15 protein-coding genes are annotated in these 13,169 nt (G+C 47.6%); 5 read left to right on the top strand and 10 right to left on the bottom strand.

Translation table 11 applies throughout. From position 1 onward, the window contains the following. Positions 1–17: 17 nt before the first annotated feature. The 6 genes from waaO to rfaQ all read right to left on the bottom strand — a co-directional run bounded on the left by waaO (position 18) and on the right by rfaQ (position 6,161). Positions 18–1,031 carry a lipopolysaccharide 3-alpha-galactosyltransferase gene (gene waaO, locus HU143_RS00630; RefSeq protein ID WP_000088491.1) on the bottom strand — a complete coding sequence of 338 codons (1,014 nt, stop codon included), beginning with the start codon at positions 1,029–1,031 and terminating at the stop codon, positions 18–20. Positions 1,032–1,036: 5 nt separating this feature from the next. Beyond that, on the bottom strand, positions 1,037–2,116 hold the full coding sequence (gene waaB, locus HU143_RS00625) for a lipopolysaccharide 1,6-galactosyltransferase (RefSeq protein WP_023227676.1): 1,080 nt from the start codon (positions 2,114–2,116) through the stop codon (positions 1,037–1,039). Positions 2,117–2,201: 85 nt separating this feature from the next. Beyond that, a complete protein-coding gene (locus tag HU143_RS00620; RefSeq protein WP_023227677.1) occupies positions 2,202–3,143 on the bottom strand; it encodes a glycosyltransferase family 52 in 942 nt (313 codons plus the stop codon). Positions 3,144–3,179: 36 nt separating this feature from the next. Continuing rightward, a complete protein-coding gene (rfaP, locus tag HU143_RS00615) occupies positions 3,180–3,977 on the bottom strand; it encodes a lipopolysaccharide core heptose(I) kinase RfaP (protein WP_023227678.1) in 798 nt (265 codons plus the stop codon). Beyond that, on the bottom strand, positions 3,970–5,094 hold the full coding sequence (locus tag HU143_RS00610; protein WP_001261583.1) for a glycosyltransferase family 4 protein: 1,125 nt from the start codon (positions 5,092–5,094) through the stop codon (positions 3,970–3,972). The genes rfaP and HU143_RS00610 overlap by 8 nt, the downstream gene beginning before the upstream one ends. Then, positions 5,091–6,161 (bottom strand): lipopolysaccharide core heptosyltransferase RfaQ, encoded by a 1,071-nt coding sequence (gene rfaQ, locus HU143_RS00605; protein WP_071787800.1) that lies wholly within the window; start codon positions 6,159–6,161, stop codon positions 5,091–5,093. The genes HU143_RS00610 and rfaQ overlap by 4 nt, the downstream gene beginning before the upstream one ends. Before the next feature lie 408 nt (positions 6,162–6,569). Between rfaQ and waaA the strand changes: the two genes are divergently transcribed. After that, positions 6,570–7,847, top strand: a complete 1,278-nt coding sequence (gene waaA / locus HU143_RS00600; protein WP_051129325.1) for a lipid IV(A) 3-deoxy-D-manno-octulosonic acid transferase — start codon at positions 6,570–6,572, stop codon at positions 7,845–7,847. A gap of 8 nt (positions 7,848–7,855) precedes the next feature. After that, the gene (gene coaD / locus HU143_RS00595; RefSeq protein WP_001171884.1) at positions 7,856–8,335 is read left to right on the top strand and encodes a pantetheine-phosphate adenylyltransferase; all 480 of its coding nucleotides are present in this window, start codon (positions 7,856–7,858) and stop codon (positions 8,333–8,335) included. A 27-nt stretch (positions 8,336–8,362) separates the two neighbouring features. Here the strand turns inward: coaD and mutM are convergent, their stop codons facing one another. The 4 genes from mutM to radC all read right to left on the bottom strand — a co-directional run bounded on the left by mutM (position 8,363) and on the right by radC (position 10,577). Then, on the bottom strand, positions 8,363–9,172 hold the full coding sequence (gene mutM / locus HU143_RS00590) for a bifunctional DNA-formamidopyrimidine glycosylase/DNA-(apurinic or apyrimidinic site) lyase (protein ID WP_001114515.1): 810 nt from the start codon (positions 9,170–9,172) through the stop codon (positions 8,363–8,365). Positions 9,173–9,269: 97 nt separating this feature from the next. Then, positions 9,270–9,437: a 50S ribosomal protein L33 gene (gene rpmG, locus HU143_RS00585; protein ID WP_001051798.1), complete on the bottom strand. Its 168-nt coding sequence runs from the start codon at positions 9,435–9,437 to the stop codon at positions 9,270–9,272. Positions 9,438–9,457: 20 nt separating this feature from the next. After that, a complete protein-coding gene (gene rpmB / locus HU143_RS00580; RefSeq protein ID WP_001519051.1) occupies positions 9,458–9,694 on the bottom strand; it encodes a 50S ribosomal protein L28 in 237 nt (78 codons plus the stop codon). Positions 9,695–9,911: 217 nt separating this feature from the next. Beyond that, a complete protein-coding gene (radC, locus tag HU143_RS00575; RefSeq protein ID WP_000380156.1) occupies positions 9,912–10,577 on the bottom strand; it encodes a RadC family protein in 666 nt (221 codons plus the stop codon). A gap of 175 nt (positions 10,578–10,752) precedes the next feature. On the opposite strand from radC, the gene coaBC reads away from it, so the two are divergent. The 3 genes from coaBC to slmA all read left to right on the top strand — a co-directional run bounded on the left by coaBC (position 10,753) and on the right by slmA (position 13,113). Next, a complete protein-coding gene (gene coaBC / locus HU143_RS00570) occupies positions 10,753–11,973 on the top strand; it encodes a bifunctional phosphopantothenoylcysteine decarboxylase/phosphopantothenate--cysteine ligase CoaBC (protein ID WP_023227681.1) in 1,221 nt (406 codons plus the stop codon). After that, a complete protein-coding gene (gene dut / locus HU143_RS00565; RefSeq protein ID WP_000976078.1) occupies positions 11,951–12,409 on the top strand; it encodes a dUTP diphosphatase in 459 nt (152 codons plus the stop codon). Before coaBC ends, dut begins: the two co-directional genes overlap by 23 nt. 107 nt (positions 12,410–12,516) lie before the next feature. Then, positions 12,517–13,113, top strand: coding sequence for a nucleoid occlusion factor SlmA (slmA, locus tag HU143_RS00560; RefSeq protein ID WP_000818607.1), 597 nt, complete (start codon positions 12,517–12,519; stop codon positions 13,111–13,113). The last annotated feature ends 56 nt before the right edge of the window (positions 13,114–13,169 follow it).

Raw genomic sequence — 13,169 nt, 5'->3', positions numbered from 1 at the left:
TACATCACCTATGGGTTTTATTCAAGAAGTTTACGTTTAAAGTAGGCTATATAATAATTTATACCCGAAGTATAATGCTTCTGATTAAACATATGCTTTGCCGCATAACGTAACTGATGGCTAGTGACTGGATTTAAAAGTGCACAATGAGACCATGGTGAGTTGCTCTTAGCCCGTAAAAAATATTGTGACACGGGGTAAGCCCCCCAACTATGCCAGGGCTTCGTTGGTCCGATATAATGAACAAATACAGTCTCAGCATCAACTGGATTAATAACTGAATCTTTTAATTCATAGTTAAGACTAAATTGCGTATTAAATTTTTTATCAACAAAACGCGCTTTATTCACTAACAATATATTTAATACATCCTGATCAAGGTGCGTTATGCGCTGTACTACCTCCGGATCTTTTAGCATTTCAATCGCTTTCTTAGAGATATTTTCTGCGGTCCAAAGAGGTATGTTAATTAAAATAAAACCGGCATTAAAATAGCCAGAAACCAGCCCAGGCGTTGCCAGGCTAACCGAGCGCTTAGTCCACCACTCCAACTCGCCTTCAGCAACAACCGCCGCAATCTCATTTTCAGCAAAATTAAGATCAATAAGTTCCTGAATACTTCCCTTACATGCAATATCTGCATCCAGATAAAGCACTCTATCTGTTTTATCTGAAAAATAGTCGGCAATAATGAATCTAAAGTATGTTGCATAGGTCCAGTTTTTGGTACTGGGTAGCGATTTTAATCGCTCACAGTCAATGAGATAAACAACAATCTGCGTAGCGTACTGTTTTGCTAATGCATCAAATCGCTGCTGATCTTCAGGGCCAAAGAAATCGGTAAAAACATGGAAAGCTAACGCCTTCTCACGGTTAGCAATGAGAACCGATGCAATAGAGACACCACAGCCAAAAAGAAAGTTTTTATCAATCCCATAAGCTATATTAAATTTATTAGCATCACTATGTTGTGCATAGTTATAATCTAAAGTCTGTTGAATGACTTCTTCTTCAAAATATTTTCTGCTCATAGTGATCACTTTTGTAATTTCGAGAATATCGCATTATTAAAATTTTTAAAATATAGCACATCGTAAAATCGCTCAATCGTGCCGGGAATAATATCATGCTGATATTTTACTTCACCGGAAATGACTCGATTAAGGTGTCCTACAAAATCATCTATAGCACCCGGAGTGTAAAGCTCACCATTCAAACCGGGTTTAATCATATCGCGCGGACCAGACATACAATCAGAACTAATACATGGAATTCCATATGACATTGCTTCCAGCAGAGTCATAGGAAATCCCTCAAATGCAGAGGTAAGTAGTAACGCGGTAACATTTTTTATTTTTTGCTGTACGACTTGCCACGGCGCGCTTTGCCAACCATACCAGATCACACGCTGCTCAATACCAAGCTCCCGGCTATAGGCCTGGCACTTTTCAAAATCTGAGCCATCACCAATAATATGTAGCTGCCATTCCCCTGTCGTACGAGCTAAGCCATCAAATAAATCTTTAACTCTTTTCTGCCCTTCAAATTTAAGACGCCCTACATAGAGAAATACAGCGGGTTTATCGCGCTCAGGCGGCGGCACAATGATTGTTTTAATAGAGACAGGATTGTAAACGACGCTAATATCTTGCTCTGAGATCCCCCGTGCCATCATCTGTTCTTTAATACCACTACTGATGGCCAGATGATAATCCGCGTACGTTATACATTCTGCATGTTTTTTATGGTCGAGCGAAAAATGCGGCCACGAGAAAATAGTAAATTGTTTACCACTTTTCTTACGTGCTTTATTGGCATAAAGACATGAGATAACATCAATACATATCACAATATCCGGTGACGTTTCTTTCAGCCACTGACTAAAATTATAAACATGCTTAGCTCGACGAAGAAAACTTAATTTTATATTTGAGAATGATTGCGCATATTTAATCTCTTTTAGCCATGCTTTATCCATTTTGTCATTACGACAAAAGAAAAACATTTCACAGTTGATTTTCGGAGAGCTATTTTCAAACGTATGGATAACGTTGCTAATAACGGTTTCCATCCCTCCGAAGCCAGATACCGCTTCGCCAATAAACGCTATTTTCAATGAAGTCACCATTTACTGTCACTCATGTTATTCGGTTTCCTTCACTTTTAAAATACTGTAAGAACAAACCCGATCAACACTATATTTATACTGAGACCTGATTAAAATCGAAGCCCAGCCCATGATTAAAGCTATCTTTTAGAAAAGGACTGGTTATTTTATAGTTTTTGATAGCTGAGATATTATTTAGGTTATACTGAACCGTGCTATTAAATCCATATATCTCTAATAACATCCCTTTATCAAGATATTCTAAAATAATGTCCTCAGCTATCAACTCAGACTTAACATTCAATACATCATTAAACTGATGAGAGTCATATCGAGGGTGTGGTATATATATATCAACCGCTTCTTTCTTGATAAACATCTGAAGATGCTGAAGAAAAACACTCTCATCCTCTTTATTTTTTAACGCATCAGTATATACAGTGCCCAATAATATTTTTTTAAAGCCATTATTCGTATCAGGAAGAGCGTTGTGGTGTACCAATATAATTCCCTCGGTGTTTTTAATTATGTTAGTTCTATCAGGGAATAGAGTGTAATGCTTTGCGTCTAACTTTAATATTTCATCTTTATGATATTTACGCCCCATCAGCTTTCGTATTAACTTTGATATTGCGCTTATATTCTTATTTTTATACATTATACTTTGCTGATTAATATTATTTGTACCGTCATCAAAGGTTTTTATTTCAGAAAAAGAGATACACGATAAAATATGGTGTATAAGCGGGACATGAAAATTCGCAAAGAAAACGGTATGATATTCTCTGGCATATGATTCCATGATTTTTTTAGCATACCGTGTTCTATGAATTGTTTTAAATGCCGAAAATTTTGAAACCTGAGAGACTATGCTTGAGTGCCGACATAACGGTTGGATTTTTTTTAAATAGTACTGATTTTTTACGTTATGCACATCGCCAATAAATAAAACATCAACACTCTTCAACTGCTCTTTTTCTATAATTGACCGCGCAATGAGCAATTGTAAGTTAGTCATGCATATGAAAAGGAACATACAGCCTCTATGCTATTTATAAATACAAAATTTATATTAAAGATTTTTTCTTATTGTTCTTTCTTTAATTCGAGCGGCTTTAACATCCGCCTGATGAATCAACCCCGATTCTTTTTGCAAAATCTCTCGCAGGGGGAGAGAGAAATACTCACGCATAAACCGGAATATATCTCGCTGAGTCAGGCCAATATTCATTGAAGAAAAATAAAGCCCAATTAAATCTTTGTCACGCCAGCGAAGGGGAACGTGCTGACGTATCTGCGCGCGATGCAGGTCGATTACGGAGATTTTTAAATCCTCTTCGCGACCAGTGAAAGGTAAATGCAGAAGAAAGTGGCAAATATAACAGTCGCGATGGTTAATTCCCCCGGCGTGCATTTTACGTACCATAGTCGCAACACGCTTAATAATCATCCACTTCACCTGCGCGTCCGGTGGATTAACAGCCCAGTCAACACAGTAGTCTTCAAGGCTAATGGTAGGCGTTAAATCTTCGGTGATAATAAATGATGTTCTGGTTAGCGGGTTTACGCCTTTTTCACCAAAACCAACGCCGTGCATCGTATCAACGCCCAGCTCATGTAGACGATGAATGGCGTGCCATTCTCTGTCAGCGCCCAGAACAGGCATACGTAACGAAATCAGGTTCTTCACAATTTCTTTCAGCGAAGTGCCTTTATGCCACTTCAGGAAGTAGCTTTTGCCGTCCAGCTCAAACCGCAATGTTCGACGCGTCTCCAGTTCTCTGAACACTTCGCCCTGTAACGTTTTCACTTCCTCAAAAGCATCTTTACCGCGCCATAGTGTGGTTAACGGCGCTTTCAGCTCAACCATCTAAATCACCTGTGATAATATCTGCGGCCTTCTCCGGTAAGCTGTATAAATCCTGGGTATCAGCATAATACCGCGCATTTTCAGCCCAGGCGCTGCGTAAGGAAGGCTGTGTCAGCGCTCTGAGTAAAACCTCATTTAGCGCATCCTGGCGGAAAGGTTCCGTCATCGCTTCGCCACAGTTTGCATCCACAATATAATGTGCATAACCGCATACCGCGGTTGTCAGCACCGGCAAACCAGCAGTAATGGCTTCCAGCAAAACAATACCAGCAGCTTCCTGATAGGCTGGATGCAGTAAAAGGTCGGCTGCCGCCATTAACTCCGCAATATCATTACGTCCGGAGAAAAAATGCACATTCGTGCCGACGCCGCTTCTTTCAGCCAGTGCTGCAAACTTCTTCGGCTTATCCTGCCCGACAACATAGAGCACCGTATTTTGCCGTAAAGATTCGGGTAGCGATGCCAGCGCTTCAATAGAGCGATCCACACCTTTACGGGTAAAGTCAGACCCTACTTGCAACAGTAATTTTTGCTGTTCTGAGATACCATTTTTCTGACGATAAATTTGACGACTGTTCGGGATCTGTTGGCTATATTTTCTATCCGGGTAAATCCCCGGAGGAAGAATATGAAAACGCTCCGCCTCAGTCTGATAATGTTTTTGGAAGTCAGCAATCTGCTTATTCGTCAGCATTAATAGTTGCGTCTGCTTGCCGTGTTCAAACGTGGCGCGTTCAAAAGCAGCATAATGCCGATAGCGTGATGTCAGGCGATAGAAAAATCCTTTTTCCTGTGCGACTTTTTCGGCGTAACACACGTCTGCGGCGTAATACACATCAAGGCCTGGCATCTTATTGAACCCAACCACCCGATCGACAGGATGGTCGCGCAAATGGTGTTGCACCCAGGCATAATATTCTGCGTTACGACCGTGGTTCGTCCGGGATTTAACCGGCACGCGGATTAATTCAAAGTTATCCGGGCATTCCCCTTCCCATGACTGAGTATAAACACGAACCTGATGACCTCGCGCCGCCACGGTTTGAGCAATACGCATAAAATCACGCTGCAGACCGCCAAAAGGAAAATATTTATATAAGCAAAAGGCAACTCTCATAGCAGGCTGTCCAAATCTATGGTGCGTGCCTCATGCGGCAGCATTTTTTCCGTCGCGGCGATAACATCTTCAGCCGGAATCACGGAAAGGTATTTTTTATTACGATCAAGCTCATGCCGTTCAGGCATCGGCTGATAATTTCCTGCCCAAAACTGAATGATGTCGTCGGTCCAGGGACGCCAGAACACATGATCCGTCGCGCCAAAAAGACAAATGACCGGCGTTTTGACTGCTGCGGCAATATGACCGGGGGCCGAATCAACGCCGATAAAGAGATCCGCATGGTCAATCAATGCGCCCAATTCAGGAAAGCGAGTTTTACCCGCCAGACCAGTAACCGGTTTTGTTTCACAGCCGCGTGCAATAGCATCCACGCAGGCCATCTCGTCTGCGGCCGGGCCTGACGTCAGTACAACTTGATAACCGCGGCGCTGCACGGCATCAATAACCTGAGAGAATTTATCATTATCCCAGCACTTAAATAACTGCCGTGCCGTAGGCTGAATAACAACATATTGTCGGGTCACACCAAGTTGTTTGAGCTGTTGTCGCATGTTTTCCCAATGTTCCGGGCGATAGCTCATGGTGGTTTCCGTGACATACTTTTTTAGCGCTAACGGCTTTAGCGCGGATAATGTGCGCTCAACAGCATATTCTCCCGCATAAGGTACTAAATGCGTAAAGCTCTTTTTCCATAAAGCAGACTGACGATTACCGAAATCCTGCGAGATTTTTATTTTTGCGTTTAAAAAACGCACAATAAGCGCCACGCTCCACTGATCGGTGAGGTTGACGACCAGATCATACGAGTTAGCACGCAATTTTTTGATTAGCGATAGCGCGTTTTTAATCTTCTCTTTTGTTCCTGCGCCTTTGTTACTGATGCCGTAGAGTGCATTAATCTCCGGATTTTCCGACAATATCGGTATGGTGTTCTGGTAAAGAAGCACATCGATTTTTGCATCGGGATAATTCTGCTTCAGCGTACTGATGACAGGGGTGGTAAGTAACATGTCTCCATGAAAACGCATTTTTATAATCAGAATTCTTCGAAATGGCTTTTCCACAAGCGACTCTTTGGTTGAAATTGTCCGGATAAATAAGCAGAAAAAAGCACGCTACCGCCCCAGGCTTCACAGCAACCCGATGGCTAATACCGCACTCATTTTAGATGCGCTAGTGTAACACTTCTTTCGCAGCAATCCGATACGAATAATTTTTATACACAATCATTTTTTTAATCATAAATTCAAAGAGATATTAATTTATCCCTCTCTTGTGAATGGTCATTCCCATTGTCTGGGGCGACAAGGGCGGCAAATTTCAATGGATTGCGTAAAAATGCAAAAATAATGGGGTTCAGCGCCTGGAATCCTCGCTTCTGAGCCAATTTGGCGCAAAAATGGGAAAAGTAATGGTAAAGCCCAGGCTAAATACATAGAATCCCCAGCACATCCATAAGTCAGCTATTTACTATGCTCGAATTGCTTTACACCGCTCTTCTCTACCTTATTCAGCCTCTGATCTGGATACGGCTTTGGGTGCGTGGACGTAAAGCGCCGGCCTATCGTAAACGTTGGGGTGAACGCTACGGATTCTACCGCCGTCCGTTGAAACCAGGCGGAATCATGCTGCATTCCGTCTCGGTGGGCGAAACTCTGGCGGCCATCCCATTGGTCCGCGCTCTACGTCATCGCTATCCCGATCTGCCTATTACCGTAACGACCATGACGCCGACCGGCTCGGAGCGCGTCCAGTCTGCCTTTGGCAACGATGTTCAGCACGTTTACTTGCCTTATGATTTGCCCGATGCGCTCAATCGTTTCCTCAATGAGATTGATCCTAAGCTGGTATTGATCATGGAAACTGAGCTCTGGCCAAATCTGATTGCTGCGTTGCACAAACGTCATATTCCGCTGGTTATCGCTAATGCGCGGCTTTCCGCCCGCTCCGCCGCGGGTTATGCGAAGCTTGGCAAATTTGTCCGTACGCTCCTGCGCCGTATCACCCTGATTGCCGCGCAAAACGAAGAAGATGGCGAACGCTTTGTGGCCTTGGGCGCGAAGAACAATCAGGTCACGGTCACCGGCAGTCTGAAATTTGATATTTCAGTTACGCCGCAGTTGGCGGCTAAAGCCGTTACGCTACGCCGCCAGTGGGCGCCGCACCGTCCGGTCTGGATTGCCACCAGCACCCACGATGGCGAAGAGAGTATCGTTATCGCCGCTCACCAGGCGTTATTACATCAATTCCCGAATTTATTACTGATTCTGGTGCCCCGCCATCCGGAGCGTTTCCCGGATGCTATCAATCTTGTGCGTCAGGCAGGGTTAAGCTACATCACTCGCTCTTCGGGCGAAGTGCCGTCCGCCAGCACCCAGGTCGTGGTAGGCGATACCATGGGCGAATTAATGTTGCTCTATGGCATTGCCGATCTCGCCTTTGTTGGTGGTTCGCTGGTTGAACGCGGCGGTCATAACCCGCTGGAGGCCGCCGCTCATGCGATTCCGGTACTGATGGGTCCGCATACCTTTAACTTTAAAGATATTTGCGCCCGTCTGGATCAGGCGAGCGGACTTATCACGATTACCGATGCGGCTACGCTGGCAAAAGAAATTTCCTCTTTACTGACCGACGCTGATTATCGTAATTTCTACGGACGTCACGCAGTTGAAGTGCTGTATCAAAATCAGGGCGCGCTCCAGCGTCTGCTGCAACTGCTGGAACCTTATCTGCCACCGAAAACGCATTGAGGACTGTCATGCAAAAACGGGCGATTTATCCAGGTACGTTTGATCCGATTACTAACGGTCATCTCGATATTGTGACGCGCGCAACGCAGATGTTCGACCATGTCATTCTGGCTATCGCCGCCAGCCCCGGCAAGAAACCCATGTTCACCCTGGACGAACGTGTGGCGCTGGCGCAAAAAGCGACCGCACACCTGGGTAACGTAGAGGTGGTGGGCTTTAGCGACCTGATGGCCAATTTCGCCCGCGACAGACAGGCGAATATCCTGATTCGTGGTCTGCGCGCGGTGGCGGATTTTGAATATGAAATGCAGTTGGCGCATATGAATCGCCATCTGATGCCGCAACTGGAAAGCGTTTTCCTGATGCCGTCCAAAGAGTGGTCGTTTATTTCATCGTCGCTGGTCAAAGAAGTGGCGCGCCATCAGGGCGATGTGACCCACTTTCTGCCGGACAATGTGCATCAGGCGCTAATGGATAAGTTGAAATAAGTTTCCTTCCTTGCCGGGCCTGGCATTTTACTTCTGACAGTGACGGCAATAGAACGTCGCACGCTGTGCGTGTTTCGTTGCGACTATCGGCGTACCGCATACCCGACACGGCTCGCCTTTGCGCCCATACACCTGCAACTCCTGGGCAAAATAGCCCGGTTTCCCATCGCTTTGCAGAAAATCCTTCAGCGTTGTCCCGCCTTGTTCAATAGAGCGCAGCAAAACGGCTTTAATCACCCGCGCCAGCAGGTCGCACTCCTCTGTCGAGAGTGACGACGCCAGGCGGTCAGGGTGAATACCAGCGGCAAACAGCGACTCGCTGGCGTAGATATTCCCCACGCCGACCACCAGCTTGTTATCCATCAGCCAGGGTTTAATCGCCGTCTTCTTCTTCGCGCATTTCTGCTGCAAATATTCGCCATTAAACTCATCGCTTAGCGGCTCCGGTCCCAGATGCGCCAGTACGTTATGCCCCTCCAGCTCTTTGGTCCATAACCAGGCGCCAAAGCGGCGAGGATCGGTATAACGTAGAATTTTGCCATTGCTCATCACCAAATCGACATGGTCGTGCTTTTCCGCCGGCAGCGCTTCCGACAGTATCCGCAAGCTTCCCGACATCCCCAGGTGAATAATTATCCAGCCGTCAGGCAGCTCCAGCAGTAGATATTTAGCACGACGCTGAACGCTAAGGACGGGTGTATCGCTCAGACGATAAATTTCGTCTGAAACCGGCCAGCGCAGACGACCGTTACGGATATGGGCGTGCAGGATAGTAGCGCCAACTAAATGGGGTTCAATACCCCGGCGGCTGGTTTCAACTTCGGGTAATTCAGGCATAACGTCTCCGGCTGTGTGGCAGGTCTCATTAATATGGGGACGGCCAGAAAACAAAAAACCCCGCCGAAGCGAGGTTTTTGTTACATCAAAGCGAGAATTATTTGATTTTCGCTTCTTTGTAGATCACGTGCTGACGGACAACTGGATCGAATTTTTTCAGTTCCAGTTTTTCCGGCTTAGTACGTTTGTTCTTCGTAGTGGTATAGAAGTGACCAGTACCAGCAGAAGAAACCAGCTTGATTTTCTCACGAATACCTTTAGCCATGATTTATTTCCTCTTAGTACTTAGTACTTTTCGCCACGGGCACGCAGTTCAGACAGAACTGTTTCGATGCCTTTTTTATCGATGATACGCATACCTTTAGCAGATACACGCAGGGTGACAAAACGCTTCTCGCTCTCAACCCAGAAACGGTGAGAGTGCAGGTTAGGCAGGAAACGGCGTTTAGTCGCGTTCAGTGCGTGGGAACGGTTGTTACCGGTCACCGGACGCTTGCCAGTAACTTGGCAGACTCGGGACATGTCTATTCTCCAAAAATCAAATTAGCTCGAGCTTCGTATGGGGTATCGGCGCCTCGTCAGGCTTTACAGCCTGGTCATCGCGCAGTTCTATTGAACTCTCGATTGCCAGGCCCAAATGCCAAACCCGAGATTCTCAAAGGTGGCGTAGTATACGCTGACCCGGCGATATGCTCAAGTCCCGAACAGACAAAGATCCCGATGGATCGCGCAAAGAATCTTAAATCCAGCCGCGTTCGGCAAAAGAAACGTACTCTCCGCGCCCAATTATCAGGTGATCGAGCACCCGGATATCCATAAACTGGCAACACTTTATCACGCGCTCAGTGATAAGTTTATCTGCTTTACTTGGCTCTGCGCAGCCTGAAGGGTGGTTATGCGCCAGAATGACCGCTGAAGCATTGAGTTTAATCGCTTCCCGAACAATCTCACGCGGATGCACCTCTACGTGGTTAAGCGTGCCGGAAAACAGGCGGCTGTGCTGAAGCACCCGGTGCTGGGCATCGAGGAAGATCACCAGAAAGATCTCACGCTCTTCGCCCGTCAGTTGGCTTTGCAGAAATTCCCGCGTCATTTCCGGACTCAGCAACGCACTTTCCTCATTCATGCGCACGCTGTAATAGCGCCTTGCCAGCTCAGCAATGCCTTTCAACTGCGCGAATTTCGCCAGGCCGATGCCGTTTACGCCGCGAAACTGCGCAAAGTCCGCCGACAGCAGGCCATACAGCGACCCAAAGTGCTGCAATATCTCTTTTGCCAACGTCATAACATCTTTTCCCGGCGTGCCGGTACGTAAAAAAAGCGCCAGCAGTTCCACGTCGCTGAGGGAAGCAATGCCGGATCTGAGCATTTTTTCACGCGGCAATAATTCTTCCAACGTATCCATACGCGCACCTCCTTTTTTAAGGAAGCGGCATAGTGGCACAGCCTTTGGGAGAGATCGACGCCCCGATTTTGTTCTTGCGTAGCGCCTCGCAAAGTGGAGCGCAGGCAAAGACACGACGCCGTAGAGATTGTGATAAAATAGCCGCCTTTCAAAGTCATCCAACAGGAAAGACATGATGAGCCTGGCCGGTAAAAAAATTGTTCTCGGCGTTAGCGGCGGTATCGCTGCGTATAAAACGCCGGAGCTGGTGCGCCGTTTACGTGAGCGCGGCGCTGACGTGCGCGTGGCAATGACCGAGGCGGCAAAAGCCTTTATTACCCCCCTGAGCTTACAGGCAGTGTCGGGCTATCCCGTATCCGACAGTCTGCTTGACCCTGCCGCTGAAGCCGCGATGGGGCATATCGAGTTGGGGAAATGGGCCGACCTGGTGATTCTTGCCCCCGCGACCGCCGATCTGATCGCCCGTGTAGCATCGGGTATGGCTAATGATTTAGTCTCCACCATCTGCCTGGCGACGCCAGCCCCGGTGGCCGTGCTTCCGGCCATGAACCAACAGATGTACCGCGCTGCCGCCACGCAATATAATCTGGAGGTGCTCGCCTCTCGCGGCCTGTTCATTTGGGGGCCGGATAGCGGCAGTCAGGCGTGCGGCGATGTAGGCCCAGGCCGAATGCTGGACCCATTAGCTATCGTTGATAAGGCCGCCGCGCAAATCGCTGCCGTCAACGATCTGCGACATCTTAATATCATGATTACGGCAGGTCCGACGCGCGAACCGCTCGACCCGGTGCGTTATATTTCCAACCACAGCTCCGGTAAAATGGGCTTCGCTATTGCGGCGGCCGCCGCGCGTCGCGGCGCAAATGTCACGCTGGTCTCCGGTCCCGTTTCGTTACCGACGCCGCCTTTTGTAAAACGGGTTGATGTCATAACCGCGCTGGACATGGAAGCCGCTGTTCAGGCCGCCGTTCAACAGCAGCATATTTTCATTAGCTGCGCCGCCGTGGCTGACTATCGCGCAGAGACTATCGCCAGTGAAAAAATCAAAAAACAGGCGGCGCAAGGTGATGAATTACTAATAAAAATGGTCAAAAACCCGGACATTGTCGCCGGGGTGGCCGCACTCAGTGACAATCGCCCCTACGTTGTTGGGTTTGCCGCGGAAACGAATAATGTGGAAGAATACGCCCGGCAAAAACGTATCCGCAAGAACCTTGACCTGATTTGTGCAAATGATGTTTCACTTTCAAATCAGGGATTTAATAGCGATAAAAACGCTTTACACCTTTTCTGGCAGGATGGAGATAAAGTCTTACCGCTTGAGCGAAAAGAACTCCTGGGCCAATTATTACTCGACGAGATCGTGACCCGTTATGATGAAAAAAATCGACGTTAAGATTCTGGACCCGCGTGTTGGTCAGCAGTTTCCGCTGCCGACTTATGCTACTTCTGGTTCTGCCGGGCTTGACCTGCGCGCCTGTCTCGACGACGCCGTAGAACTGGCACCTGGCGCAACGACGTTGGTACCTACCGGACTGGCCATTCATATCGCCGATCCATCACTGGCGGCAGTCATGTTGCCGCGTTCGGGCCTGGGCCATAAACATGGTATCGTGCTGGGCAACCTGGTCGGGCTGATTGATTCCGATTATCAGGGGCAACTGATGGTTTCGATCTGGAACCGTGGTCAGGACAGTTTTACCATTGAACCGGGCGAACGTATCGCGCAAATGGTGTTTGTTCCGGTCGTTCAGGCCGAATTTAATCTGGTGGAAGCATTTGACGCCACCGAACGTGGCGAGGGCGGCTTCGGTCATTCTGGCCGTAAGTAAATTTTACGCATCCCCATAACGTCATAATACTGCCGCAAGCGCTGAGTTTGCGGTTATAGCGTGGGTGCTCGCCTGGCAAGTGCTTATTTTCAGGGGTATTTTGTAACATGGCAGAAAAACAAACTGCGAAAAGGAATCGTCGCGAAGAAATACTTCAGTCACTGGCGCTGATGCTTGAATCCAGCGATGGAAGCCAACGCATCACGACGGCAAAACTGGCGGCCTCGGTCGGCGTTTCCGAAGCGGCGCTATACCGCCATTTTCCCAGCAAGACCCGCATGTTCGATAGCCTGATTGAGTTTATCGAAGATAGTCTGATTACCCGTATCAATCTGATTTTAAAAGATGAAAAAAACACCAGCACGCGTTTGCGCCTGATTGTGTTGCTGATTCTGGGTTTTGGCGAACGCAACCCTGGCCTGACGCGCATTCTTACCGGGCACGCGCTGATGTTTGAACAGGATCGCCTGCAGGGGCGCATTAATCAGCTTTTTGAACGCATCGAAGCGCAGCTCCGCCAGGTGCTACGAGAAAAAAGAATGCGTGAAGGCGAAGGCTACACGACGGATGAAAATCTGCTGGCAAGCCAGCTGTTAGCCTTCTGTGAAGGTATGCTTTCACGGTTCGTGCGTAGCGAATTTAAATACCGCCCAACGGACGATTTCGACGCCCGCTGGCCGCTCATTGCCGCTCAGCTACAGTAACGCTGACTGGATAGTGGCTCACGCCTTATCCAGGCGACAGAAACATAAGCCCGGTA

It is taken from the genome of Salmonella sp. SJTUF14076, assembly GCF_015534835.1.
In the GTDB taxonomy this organism is placed as follows: domain Bacteria; phylum Pseudomonadota; class Gammaproteobacteria; order Enterobacterales; family Enterobacteriaceae; genus Salmonella; species Salmonella enterica.
This window is presented reverse-complemented; position numbering and strand designations above follow the sequence as displayed.

Coding starts and splice junctions, on each gene's coding strand:
- waaO (WP_000088491.1), bottom strand. CDS start 1,031: ATGAGCAGAAAATATTTTGAAGAAGAAGTCATTCAACAGACTTTAGAT.
- HU143_RS00620 (WP_023227677.1), bottom strand. CDS start 3,143: ATGTTCCTTTTCATATGCATGACTAACTTACAATTGCTCATTGCGCGG.
- rfaP (WP_023227678.1), bottom strand. CDS start 3,977: ATGGTTGAGCTGAAAGCGCCGTTAACCACACTATGGCGCGGTAAAGAT.
- HU143_RS00610 (WP_001261583.1), bottom strand. CDS start 5,094: ATGAGAGTTGCCTTTTGCTTATATAAATATTTTCCTTTTGGCGGTCTG.
- waaA (WP_051129325.1), top strand. CDS start 6,570: ATGCTCGAATTGCTTTACACCGCTCTTCTCTACCTTATTCAGCCTCTG.
- coaD (WP_001171884.1), top strand. CDS start 7,856: ATGCAAAAACGGGCGATTTATCCAGGTACGTTTGATCCGATTACTAAC.
- mutM (WP_001114515.1), bottom strand. CDS start 9,172: ATGCCTGAATTACCCGAAGTTGAAACCAGCCGCCGGGGTATTGAACCC.
- rpmG (WP_001051798.1), bottom strand. CDS start 9,437: ATGGCTAAAGGTATTCGTGAGAAAATCAAGCTGGTTTCTTCTGCTGGT.
- rpmB (WP_001519051.1), bottom strand. CDS start 9,694: ATGTCCCGAGTCTGCCAAGTTACTGGCAAGCGTCCGGTGACCGGTAAC.
- radC (WP_000380156.1), bottom strand. CDS start 10,577: ATGGATACGTTGGAAGAATTATTGCCGCGTGAAAAAATGCTCAGATCC.
- coaBC (WP_023227681.1), top strand. CDS start 10,753: ATGAGCCTGGCCGGTAAAAAAATTGTTCTCGGCGTTAGCGGCGGTATC.
- dut (WP_000976078.1), top strand. CDS start 11,951: ATGATGAAAAAAATCGACGTTAAGATTCTGGACCCGCGTGTTGGTCAG.
- slmA (WP_000818607.1), top strand. CDS start 12,517: ATGGCAGAAAAACAAACTGCGAAAAGGAATCGTCGCGAAGAAATACTT.